This window comes from Arthrobacter sp. 001422645 (genome assembly GCF_059816125.1).
Genome location: NZ_JCBANT010000001.1, coordinates 87,679 through 99,157 on the forward strand (window position 1 = coordinate 87,679; position 11,479 = coordinate 99,157).

Genomic DNA, 11,479 nt, shown 5'->3' on the forward strand with positions numbered 1-11,479 from the left:
AGCCGGTCTTAGCGGGTCAACCGCATCCGCTCGGATCAACTGTAGACAAAATAAGCCAAAGGGGATCAAACTACTTACAACAGCACCAAACAGCACCAAACACTAACCAAGTGCAGTCACGTCGATGTGAGGCAGGCACAACATGAGAGCAGCGGTAACCCCGGGATCCACGCCCCGGCAGGTGCTTCGAGCAGACGCGGCCATGGCCATCGTCGTGTTGTTGCTGGGATTGTTCCTCGCCGGTACGGGCAGCAGCATGGTGCAACGCTGGCGGATCTCCTCGGCACGCCACGAGTCCCTCGGGTTCGAAGACCAGCTGGGCCTCGTGGCGAACACGGCCGGCCTGATCGTGACGGTCTGGTGGGCCATGTCCCTGGTCATTGCTGTTACCGCGGCGCTCCTGGAACGGTCCGGGAAGGTACGTGCCGCCTCGGCTACCGGGAAGTTCGCCCCCGGATTCATGCGCCGCCTCGCCTTGGCCGCCGTCGGACTCCAGCTGCTCACCGCACCGCTGGCCACGGCATCACCCGCGCCGTCCATGTCGACAGCGTCGTCGCTCCCTGTTGCAGCCTCCCCCGCCCCCTCGGCGTCTGCCGCGTGGACCCGGACGCCGGACCCGGCCGCGACTGGCGCTCCGCCCGGCGCGCCCGCCGTTGCCCATCCGCAGTGGCGCCCGCTCCCCCCGGTCATTGAACCCGGCCCGTTGGCGGGCGGGCCGCGGCGCCTCCAGCAGCCCGCCGGCCGGGGGGTTGAGGTGACAGTACGCTCAGGGGATTCGCTGTGGGGCCTGTCCGCGGCCCGGCTGGGACCCTACGCCTCCGACGTCGACATCGCCTTGGACTGGCCCCGGATCTACCGGGCCAACAGGGACGTCATCGGCGACAACCCCCATCTCCTGCGGCCCGGCCAGGTACTCCGGGTTCCGCCGGCGCCCTAAACCCGATAGCTGCCAGCGCCACCATGAACCACCGTGATCCGCACCAGCCACCCACAACAGCAAAGGAAGCCCCATGAGCGCCATGCCCCGCCCCCGCGCCGCCGCGGAACCCCTACTCTCCGCGTCATCCCCCGTGCGCCTGGTCCCTGGCAGCGAAGCTCCGGCGGACCGCCCGGACACTCGGCCCGTTGCGCCGCCACTTCTGCACGCGGCCGTCGAAGAACGGGAGATCTGTGCCATTTCCCGTAGCACGGTTCAGGCCGCCATCGAGGTGCTGGCGGGCATCCGGCCGGCGCAGCAGCTTGCCCGCAGGCTTGACGAGCGCTGTCTCGCGGCCCTGCAGCACCGGGCAGCACTGACCCGCAGGGTCCCGTGCGGGGCGTCGCCCACCGCAGGACGGCTGCACCGCAATCCTTCCGTCCGCTCGGTCCGGGCCTGCCAGGTATCCGCGGATGTCTATGAAGCCAGCGCCGTTGTGGCTGAGGACTTGCGGGTCCGGGCGGTCGCTTTGAGGCTGGAGCGCAGCAGGCTTGCCTGGCGGGTCACTGTGCTGGAAATCGGGTGACCGCAAACGCACGCGTCACCGGAAGCACGCTGGGGGCTGACTGACCGAAGCGACGGAAGGAGGAGACAGCAGCAATGAAAGAGGACCGGAACATGTTCCGGTCCTCTTTCACGGTGACTCTCACTGCGGCGGCCGTCTGGCCTCGCGTCAGCGAAACAGCCCGCAGGCGGCCGGCTAGCGCCGCTTCTTCTTGTTCGCGCGGCGGGGGGCGTCCTGCGCCGCGGCCTTGGCGGGGTTGCCGGAGCGTCCGGAGGCCTTCGCCTCGACACGGGTTTGTGCGGAACCGTCCTCGCCGGGGGCCGTGTACTGCAGCTGGGCCGGCTTTTCGGGTGCTTCCAGTCCCGCCGCCCGGATCTGCGGTTCGTGATGTTCGGTGTGCTGGCCCGATTCGTCTGCCACCACAACGTCCTCGGCGGGGGTCACTTCAACCTCAAGGTTGAACAGGAAGCCGACGCTTTCCTCCCGGATTGCCTCCATCATGGCCTGGAACATGATGAAGCCCTCGCGCTGGTACTCCACCAGCGGATCGCGCTGCGCCATCGCCCGCAGGCCGATACCTTCCTTCAGGTAGTCCATCTCATAGAGGTGTTCCTGCCACTTGCGGCCAATGACCGAAAGGACCACGCGCCGCTCGAGCTCGCGCATGCTCTCCTGCCCAATGGCATCTTCGCGCTCCTTGTAGACCAGGCGCGCATCGGAGAGGATCTCTTCCTTGAGGAAGTCCACGGTGATCCGCGACTTTCCACCGGCCTCGTCGATGAGGTCCCGTGGCGTGACGCTCACGGGGTAGAGGGTCTTGAGGTTGGACCAGAGCAGGTTGAAGTCCCAGTCGTCTCCGGTGCCCTCGGCCGTGGCCTCGTCGATAAACGCAGTGATCGTGTCTTCCAGGAAGTACTGGACCTTCTCGTGGAGGTCGTCGCCTTCGAGGATGCGGCGGCGGTCGCCGTAGATGGCTTCGCGCTGGCGGTTCAGGACGTCGTCGTACTTGAGGACGTTCTTGCGCTGTTCGGCGTTGCGGCCCTCCACCTGGCCCTGGGCCGAGGCGATGGCGCGCGAGACGAGCTTGGATTCTAGCGCCACATCGTCCGGCACGGAGCTGTTCATCAGCCGTTCTGCCGCGCCGGAGTTGAACAGGCGCATCAGGTCGTCGGTCAGGGACAGGTAGAACCGGGACTCGCCGGGGTCGCCTTGGCGGCCGGAACGGCCGCGAAGCTGGTTGTCGATCCGGCGTGATTCGTGCCGTTCGGTGCCCAGCACGTACAGGCCGCCGAGGCCCAGGACTTCCTCATGCTCGTCCTTGACGGACTGCTTCGCGGCTTCGAAGGCCTCGGGCCACGCGGCCTCGTATTCTTCGGAGTTCTCTTCCGGGTCCAGTCCGCGCTTGGCCAGTTCCGCGACGGCGGTGAACTCGGCGTTGCCGCCGAGCATGATGTCGGTACCGCGGCCGGCCATGTTGGTCGCCACGGTCACGGCGCCCTTTCGCCCGGCCTGCGCCACGATGGCGGCTTCACGGGCGTGGTTCTTCGCGTTGAGGACCTCGTGCCGGACGCCCTCCTTGGCGAGCAGCCGGGAGAGGTATTCGCTCTTCTCGACGCTGGTGGTGCCCACCAGAATCGGCTGGCCCTCCGCGTGCCGCTCGGCAATATCCTTGACCACCGCGTCGAACTTGACGGCCTCGTTCTTGTACACCAGGTCCGGCTGGTCGATCCGCTGCATGTCGCGGTTGGTGGGGATGGCAACGACGCCGAGCTTGTAGGTGCTCATGAACTCGGCGGCTTCGGTCTCGGCGGTACCCGTCATGCCGGCCAGCTTGTCGTACATGCGGAAGTAGTTCTGCAGCGTGACCGTGGCCAGCGTCTGGTTCTCGGCCTTGATCTCAACGCCTTCCTTGGCCTCGATCGCCTGGTGCATGCCCTCGTTGTAGCGCCGGCCCGCAAGGATGCGGCCGGTGTGCTCGTCGACGATGAGCACCTCGCCGTCGAGGATGACGTAGTCCTTGTCCCGCTTGAAGAGTTCCTTGGCCTTGATGGCGTTGTTAAGGAACCCGATCAACGGGGTGTTGGCGGACTCGTAGAGATTGTGGATCCCCAGGTAGTCCTCAACCTTTTCAATGCCTGCCTCGAGCACGCCGACGGTGCGTTTCTTTTCGTCGACTTCGTAGTCTTCCTCGGGCTTGAGCCGGGTGACCACCTTGGCGAATTCGCTGTACCAGCGGTTGGTGTCGCCCTGGGCGGGGCCGGAGATGATGAGCGGGGTTCGCGCCTCGTCGATGAGGATGGAGTCGACTTCATCGACGATGGCGAAGTTGTGGCCGCGCTGGACGAGTTCCGACTTGTCCCATGCCATGTTGTCGCGCAGGTAATCGAAGCCGAATTCGTTGTTGGTGCCGTAGGTGATGTCGGCGGCGTACTGCTCGCGGCGCAGGGCGGGGTCCTGGTTGGAGAGGATGCAGCCGCTGGTCAGTCCCAGGAACCGGTAGACGCGGCCCATGAGGTCCGACTGGTATTCCGCCAGGTAGTCGTTGACGGTGATGACATGCACACCGTTGCCGGCGAGGGCGTTCAGGTAGGCCGGGGCGGTGGCTACGAGCGTTTTACCTTCACCGGTCTTCATTTCGGCGATGTTGCCCAGGTGCAGGGCGGCCCCGCCCATCAGCTGGACGTCGAAGTGGCGCATGCCCAGGGTGCGGGAGGAGGCTTCGCGGACGGCGGCGAACGCCTCGGGCAGGAGGTCGTCCAGCGTCTCGCCGTCAACGTGGCGTGCGCGGAGACGGTCGGTCTCCTCGCGCAGTTCAGCGTCGGTGAAGGTCTGGAAGGAGCTTTCAAGGGCATTGATGGAATCGGCATAGTTCCGCAGTTGCCTCAGGGTTTTTTTGTCACCCGTGCGGAGAAGTTTTTCGATAAGTGATGCCACGTGAAGTTGCTCCCAGTCTCAAGCTGCCGAATTCTGGCGTGTTTAGTCTACGGGAGAGACGCAGGGCCGGTTACGCCTGTTCCCTCAGAGCGGATACACCGCTTCCTGCCTTGGACACAGCGTCCGCGAGCGCCGGCGCCAGGTCCCCTTTCGGGGACACAATAACCCCGTCCAGTTGCAGCCACTCTGCCATGAGCTGCAGTTCCGCGGCGAGTTCGACGGCGGTGTCGTCCGGAGCGCCGGGCTCCGCGTGGGCTGCCCTGGCCAGCAGGAGGCCGTTGGCCCGGTCGGCCTTGAGGTCGACGCGGGCCACAATCCCGTCGCGCAGCAGGAACGGCAGCACGTAGTAGCCGAAACGGCGCTTCGGCTCCGGGGTGTAGATCTCTATGCGGTAGTGAAAGCCGAACAAGTCCTCAAGACGCCGCCGCTCGAAGACCAGCGAGTCGAAGGGGCTCAGCAGTGCCCGGCCCGTGGCCGCGCGCGGGAGTTTGGCCTCAGCGTGCCGGTAGACGGGTTTGTTCCAGCCCCGAACGGTGACGGGTCGCAGCCGGCCGGCGTTGACGAGGTGTTCCACGGCAACGGCCGACGCGCGCATGGGCGTCCGGAAGTAGTCCGCAAAGCACCGCAGCGTACCGATTCCGTGGGCGCGGGCAGCGGCATCAATGAGGCGAACCAGTGCGGCCGCCTGGTCCTGCCCGGTGTCCGCATTGGCTGCAGCGCCGGAATCATCGTCCGGCCGTTCGGGCAGGACCCTTGCGGTGAGGGTGTAGCGCCGTTCGAAGGATTCCGTGCGGGACGAGGCCGAGATGAGGCCCGCCTCGAAGAGGTGTTCCAGGACCCGCTTGACGACGTTCCAGTTCCACCCCCAGTTGTCCTGCTGCATGTCCTCCACATGGCCCAGGCGGACGGTGAGTTCGGCGGCGGTCATCGGGCGGCCGGCGGCAAGCGCCTCGAGCACCCTGGCGGCGACACCGCTGCGCAGCTCGGGGTCCATGGCGTGTGCCCCCACCCATTTCCGGCTCTGCCACAGGACCAGGTCCTGGAAGTGGTCCGGGCGGATGAAACTGGCCTCGTGGGCCCAGTACTCCATCATGCGGCGCGGGTGGGTGCCGGCCATTCGCTGGAGGATGGAGCGGTCGTAGTTCCCGAGGCGGGAAAAGAACGGCAGGTAGTGGCTCCGTGACAACACATTGACGGAGTCGATCTGCACCAGCTGCAGGCGGGCAAAGGTACGGCCCACCGCCCGTGCGGTGACGGGTCCGGCGGGCCGTACTTTGTCTAGTCCCTGGGCTGCCAGTGCGATCCGCCGGGCCTGCGGGAGGCTCAGCACTTCCTGCACGTCAGTCCTTTCGTTGAATGGTCAGCACCAGCTTAGGCGGTGGCCGGCACATCCTCGGAGCGGTAGGCGAGGATCTTCTCTTCCAGGGCAGACTCCCCGGGCTCGCAGGTCTGGTCCAGGGAGATCACTCCATAGGTCCACCCGTCGCGGCGGTACACGACAGACGGCGCCTTGGTCTCCTTGTCTACGAAGAGGTAGAAGTCGTGGCCCACGAGTTCCATGTTGTCGACGGCGTCGTCGAGCGTGAGGGACGACGCGGGGAAGACCTTCCGGCGGATGAGCACGGGTGAGTCTCCGGCCGGGATATCGTTCTCGACCTCGTAGGGCGATTTTTCGGCGGGAGCCTCTTTGGGCTCCAGCCAGTGGTTCGCCTCTTTGTATATGGGCTCGCTGGTGCTCGCGGGCTCAAGTGTTGCCGTCGCCTCGGTGACGGACTTGGGGGTGTGCCTGCCGTGGTGGACCTTCTTGCGGTCCTTCGCCCGGCGCAGGCGCTCAAGAAGCTTGTTGTAAGCAAGATCGAACGCGGCGAATTTGTCTGCGGCGCTGGCTTCGGCACGAATCACGGGGCCACGGCCCAGGACAGTCAGCTCAACCGTGAGCATCTCGTCGGTCTGCCGGGCCTTGGTCTCCTTGGAAACCTTCGCGTCCACCCTCTGGACTTTGTCCCCCAGCGACGCGATCTTCGAGACCTTCTCGTCGGCGTACTCGCGGAACCGGTCTGAGACCGTCAAATTGCGTCCGCTGATCATGAACTCCATGGTGCCCTCCAAATGACTTCGGTGACACGACGGCGGCACTTCCTGGGGCTGGTCTGACTGACAGTCGAGCCCCTTTCCGAGCCGCTATCGACAGGTACATCTGTTCTTGGTACCCATCTTCGACGTTAGTTCATAGACACCTCTTATTCATCCTTTTTTGGTTTATTTTTTTCCTTGACGGGCCCGTTCCCTGCCATCTCGGGGTCAGCCGGGCCGAAGTCCAGCGCGACCGGCGGGCGTGTCGCAGCAAGGACGACGGCGCCCCTCACCAGCGCCCCGGCCGCACGCAGCGCCCGGGCCGCCTCGGCCAGCGTGGCGCCGGTGGTGAGGACATCGTCAACGATGATGCAGGGCTGTCCGTGCACCACTGGCGCCAGGACTCCGCGGCGGACCCGCATGGATCCTCGCACCCGCTGCGCACGCTCCCCGCGGCCCAGTGCCTTCTGTCCCCCGGCACCTCCGAGCGGTCCGGGCAGACGGCAGCGGGCACCGGCTGTAAGCACGGGCACCGTCAGCTGCGGCACTGCAGTCACCGGTACAGCCGCCTGCCCGGCCCGTGCGGAGGCGGACCCCAGGCGGGTCGTCCGGAGAGCGTGGGCAGTGGACAGACCTGATGGCCGGCCCGCTCCCGGCACCCGGTGCAGCCCGGCCCTGCCGAGCAGCACATGGACTGGACTGAACCCCCTCCTCCGGTAGGCGCTGCCGCTGGTTGGAACCGGTACGATCAGCAGTCCCGGAGACTCCCCCGCGGCGGCCCGGATGGCCTCCGCCAGGCCCTTCGACAACACTCCGGCGAGCTGCCTCTGGCCGTGTTTTTTGAAGGAGAGCAACGCCTGCGCCAGCTCCGCGCGGTAGGCGCCGGCAGCCACGACCGGCAGGAGCACCGAGCCGTCCACGGCCACCAGGGCGGGGGCCTGCGCTTCTGCCCGGAACGGTGTGCGCATCAGCAGCCGGAGCTGCCGTTCGCAACCGCCGCAGAGCGCGAGGTCCTCAGCCCCGCAGCACACGCAGTCCACCGGCGCGGCGAGCGCCAAAACTTCGGCCGCGGCTGCGGCGGTCAGGTCGGCCACGCGTGCCAGCGGCCGCCGGTAGGCACCACGGTGTCTTGCTGCAGCCGTGGCCGCCGGAGTCAGATCAGGGTCCGCAGCCCGCTGTGGCAGGGGCCGTCCGGTGTCCCGCCCGGCCGTTGAATCCGCCTGGGCCGGACCGGAACCAGGACCAGGACCAGGACCGGCATCGGTCCCGCCGTGCACAACGTCGCGCAGTTGTCTGGAAATCACCACATGACAAGGTTCTCCCGGCGCGGCCCGCGGCGGGAGGCCCGGGAACGCCATGTGGAGAACCGCAGGCCCCGTCCGGACAGGCCACGCCCGGACAGGCTCCGCCCGGACACCGCAACCCGTCAGTCCCGACCGGGCCTCGACATTCCGCTATCCCGGATAGGACGGATCGATCGGTCCCTTGATTTGCGGGGACCAGCCGTTGCCGAGCCGCTGGAAGATGCCTTCCGTTGACTGGGCGTAGATTTCGTCCGCGCCGTTGCCCGCGCTGAGGGCTGTCAGGCCGGGCCAGGGTGCCAGCTGCTGGGGCTGGGACGAGGTGAGGAACAGTAGCTCGGGAGTCACTGTTGCGTTGGAGGAGCCCTTCATCACGGCCACTGTGGTGTCGTCCACCCACACGCCCTGATCCGGGTTGCTCGTCGCCAGAAGTGTCATCGGCTCGGTCAGGTCTTTGGGCGTGCCGTCTGCAGCCCGGACAATGCCCGCAACCTGGACCCGGCTCTTGCCGCCCTGTTCCGTGATGATGAGGGCGCGGGTGCCCTCGCGTGAGACTTTGAACTCCTTGACTGACCGCCCGGCAAGCCACGCCGGCGACACGGTCACGTTGGGCACGCCCGCTCCTATGGCCACGCCGACGGGCCGGAAGGCGATCAGCTCCGTCTCGCCCTTGGCTCCCGGCCCGGCTGTCCAGACCCAGTCGTACCGGTCGAAGGAGGGCCGCGTGAGGGTGGCGCGGCTGGTCAGCGCCCTGGCGGGCTGGCCGGGCACGATGGAGTACAGCGTGCCGCCGCCGGCGTTGAGGAAGGCCGCTGATTGTGAGACCGGGGACTCCGCCGGTGACCGGGGCGCCAGTGCCACGACGGACCGGATGTCCGGAAGCGGCGAGATCCTGTTGTTCTCATACCGGACAAGGCCGTTGTTGTTCACCGCGATCTGGCGGTCCGGCACGTTCTTGTCCCGGACCGGCGGGAGCACCGAACCGTTGTCCTCCACGCGCACGAGGTCCTGGTTGGCCCGGAGCTCGACGTTGATGACATCGGGCTGGCTGCGGAAGGTGAGGGCAAGCTGGGTCTGCATCCGCAGCCTGTCCTCGTTGGAGGCCTCCACGAGGTCCTTGGCCGTGAGGTCAACCTGGGCGGCCCCGGAAACCACAGGGACCGACTCGCGGGCCAGCTTGATGCCGGAGGGGAAGGCGCTCACGACGGCGCCCTTGAGATAAGGGGCCGGACCGCCGAGCAGCGCGCTGGTCATGGCCTTGACAGTTTTCTTCTTGATGAACCACCGGACATCGGGCACCGCGTAGGTGAAGGTGGGGTCGTAAAAATAGATCGGGTACGCGCCGTAGATGACCTTGAAGGTTTCTTCCGGGATCGCCGTTCCGTCCGGGAGCTCCGCAATCCGCCACTCCCCGTCCACTTGGGTCAGCGTCGCGGGAATGTTCTCCTTGGTTCCTTCCGGCAGCTGGGTGGCAACCCCATCCGCGTCGACGGAGTAGGACACGTCCAGTTCGTAGTTGAAGACGTTTTCGACGCCGGTCGGCACCACGCGCGCGGAGCGGAAGACGAGCACCCGCTGGTCCGGTTTCCAGGTGACCGACGACGCCTGCGTCAGGTACTGGCGTGCCACCGCGTAGTCGTCCTCGTAGCCGCTGCCGGCGAGATAGAAGTCCTCGATTACCGCTTCCGGGCTGGCCCCCGCACGCGGCGCGGTCGGAAAGAACACAGGAGCGTTTTTGGGGTTCCCCGCGCTCTCGTCCGTGCTTTTCCCCACCGGGCCCGAACGCGGGATCTGCGCGCACGAGGTCAGCAGGAACAGCAGCACCGCCAGCAGCGCTGCCGCGGCGCGCCTGGCCTTCCCTGTGGGACCGCTCATGAGCCCTCCTTCGTTCCGGTTCCCGCCGTGCCGGGGTCCGTCGCGCCGGGGCCGGACCCGTCGCCGGGGCCCTGGAACGCGCTGTCGGCGCGGGGGGCCGGCGAGTGGTCCAGCAGCAGCATGGTCCGCGCGCTCCCCCCGCTGTGAAGTCCGACGTCGACCGGCTCCAGCTGGAGGGGGGATTTCGTGATGGACTCACCCTGGCGCAACGGGAGGGTGAGGCGGAAGTTGGCACCGCTGCCCTTGCTGCCCCACGCCTGGAGCCAGCCATTATGGAGTTTTGTGTCCTCGGCGGCGATGGACAGTCCGAGGCCGCTGCCTCCGGTGGTGCGCGCACGCGCCGGATCGGCGCGCCAGAACCGGTCGAATACCCGTGCCGCTTCCGCGGGGGTCATGCCGATGCCATGGTCCCGGACGGCCACCGCAACGGCGTTGTCATTGGCGGCCACGGAGATGTTCACCGGGCGGCCTTCACCGTGCTCCAGGGCGTTCAGGATGAGGTTGCGCAGGATCCGGTCGATCCGGCGGTCATCCATGTCCACGATGATGCTGTCCGGCGGCGCGTTGAGGCTCACCACTGAACCGTACTCGGCAGCCACCGGGGCAACGCCCTCCATCACATGCGACACGAGCTGCCCGATATCGCCCGGTTCGGCGTCGAGCGTTGCCACGCCGGCGTCGAAGCGGGAGATCTCCAGCAGATCGGCCAGGAGGGACTGGAAACGCTCCACCTGGTTGTAGAGCAGTTCCGCGGAACGCTTGTTGATGGGATCGAAATCCTCGCGTGCGTCGTAGAGCACTTCTGCAGCCATCCGCACGGTGGTGAGCGGGGTCCGCAGCTCATGGGAGACGTCCGAGACGAACCGCTGCTGCATTTGGGACAGGGTGGCCAGCTGGGTGATCTGTTCCTGCAGGCTGGCGGCCATGTGATTGAAGGAGGCCCCGAGCCGGGCCACCTCGTCCTCGCCCTTGACCACCATGCGTTCCTGCAGTTGCCCCGCCGCGAGTTTCTCGGACACAACTGCCGCATGGCTGACCGGGCTGACGACGTTCCGGGTCACATACCAGGCCACGGCACCAATCAGCAGCGCCAGTACGGCGCCGCCGGCCAGCAGCACGTTCTGGATCTCGTCGAGCGTCTTTTGTGCCGTATTCAGGTCGTAAATTAAGTACAGCTCATAGACCGTGCCGTTGAAGGTGACCTTGTTGCCGACGGCTATCCCGGGCCGGTCTTCGGTGCCCACGGGGAACTCCGTGGAGGCCCAGAACTGCTCCTTGCCGGAATCCTGCACGGACTTGCGCAGTTCCGGCGGGATAACGCTGATGGTGAGCTGGTCCGAGGCCCGCGACTCGACCCAGCGGTTGCGGGGTTTGGTCTGCTCCGGCATCGCCTCAAAGACGTAGCGTCGCTGGATGACGGAGCCGCGGCCTTCGACCGCGTTCAGTGTGTCGTAAACGAGCGTGATGACGCTGGACTGATCGGTGACCTGGGCGCCGTCAAAGGTGTCCTGGACCTGCTTGACGTTGTAGCGCGTCTCCGACTCGGCCTGGACGAGCCGTTCCTGGAAGAGGTTGTGGGCGATCTGGTTCGACAGGTACGCGCCGACCACGGCGAAGGACGTGATCGCCAGCAGAAGCGTGGTCAGCACCGTTCGGAACTGCAATGACCGCCGCCATTTGCGGTGCAATGAGCGGAGCAGGTAGCGCAGGCCCGGGAGCAGGCCGGCGGCTCCGATCCGGACCAGCCTCGCCACTCGCACGCCTACAATCCGGGCGCGCTTCACCCAGAGCCGGGTGCGGAAGCGGGTGGCATGC

General features: G+C 66.7%; 8 protein-coding genes. 2 read left to right on the forward strand and 6 right to left on the reverse strand.

Going from position 1 to position 11,479, the window contains the following annotated elements; genetic code table 11:
- Positions 1-142 precede the first annotated feature (142 nt).
- Positions 143-937 carry a LysM peptidoglycan-binding domain-containing protein gene (locus AC6EUH_RS00405; RefSeq protein WP_499737497.1) on the forward strand — a complete coding sequence of 265 codons (795 nt, stop codon included), beginning with the start codon at positions 143-145 and terminating at the stop codon, positions 935-937.
- A gap of 73 nt (positions 938-1,010) precedes the next feature.
- Positions 1,011-1,502, forward strand: coding sequence for an Rv3235 family protein (locus tag AC6EUH_RS00410; protein ID WP_499737498.1), 492 nt, complete (start codon positions 1,011-1,013; stop codon positions 1,500-1,502).
- A 174-nt stretch (positions 1,503-1,676) separates the two neighbouring features.
- Here the strand turns inward: AC6EUH_RS00410 and secA are convergent, their stop codons facing one another.
- The 6 genes from secA to mtrB all read right to left on the reverse strand — a co-directional run bounded on the left by secA (position 1,677) and on the right by mtrB (position 11,448).
- On the reverse strand, positions 1,677-4,415 hold the full coding sequence (gene secA / locus AC6EUH_RS00415) for a preprotein translocase subunit SecA (RefSeq protein ID WP_056425842.1): 2,739 nt from the start codon (positions 4,413-4,415) through the stop codon (positions 1,677-1,679).
- A 70-nt stretch (positions 4,416-4,485) separates the two neighbouring features.
- Positions 4,486-5,754, reverse strand: a complete 1,269-nt coding sequence (locus AC6EUH_RS00420) for a winged helix-turn-helix domain-containing protein (protein WP_499737499.1) — start codon at positions 5,752-5,754, stop codon at positions 4,486-4,488.
- Between the two features lie 32 nt (positions 5,755-5,786).
- Positions 5,787-6,512 (reverse strand): ribosome hibernation-promoting factor, HPF/YfiA family, encoded by a 726-nt coding sequence (gene hpf / locus AC6EUH_RS00425; protein ID WP_499737500.1) that lies wholly within the window; start codon positions 6,510-6,512, stop codon positions 5,787-5,789.
- Between the two features lie 143 nt (positions 6,513-6,655).
- A complete protein-coding gene (locus tag AC6EUH_RS00430) occupies positions 6,656-7,582 on the reverse strand; it encodes a ComF family protein (RefSeq protein WP_499737501.1) in 927 nt (308 codons plus the stop codon).
- Positions 7,583-7,942: 360 nt separating this feature from the next.
- Positions 7,943-9,664 carry an LpqB family beta-propeller domain-containing protein gene (locus tag AC6EUH_RS00435; protein ID WP_056425834.1) on the reverse strand — a complete coding sequence of 574 codons (1,722 nt, stop codon included), beginning with the start codon at positions 9,662-9,664 and terminating at the stop codon, positions 7,943-7,945.
- A complete protein-coding gene (mtrB, locus tag AC6EUH_RS00440) occupies positions 9,661-11,448 on the reverse strand; it encodes an MtrAB system histidine kinase MtrB (RefSeq protein WP_235500117.1) in 1,788 nt (595 codons plus the stop codon). The genes AC6EUH_RS00435 and mtrB overlap by 4 nt, the downstream gene beginning before the upstream one ends.
- Positions 11,449-11,479: the final 31 nt, after the last annotated feature.

Coding starts and splice junctions, on each gene's coding strand:
- AC6EUH_RS00405 (WP_499737497.1), top strand. CDS start 143: ATGAGAGCAGCGGTAACCCCGGGATCCACGCCCCGGCAGGTGCTTCGA.
- hpf (WP_499737500.1), bottom strand. CDS start 6,512: ATGGAGTTCATGATCAGCGGACGCAATTTGACGGTCTCAGACCGGTTC.
- AC6EUH_RS00435 (WP_056425834.1), bottom strand. CDS start 9,664: ATGAGCGGTCCCACAGGGAAGGCCAGGCGCGCCGCGGCAGCGCTGCTG.
- AC6EUH_RS00410 (WP_499737498.1), top strand. CDS start 1,011: ATGAGCGCCATGCCCCGCCCCCGCGCCGCCGCGGAACCCCTACTCTCC.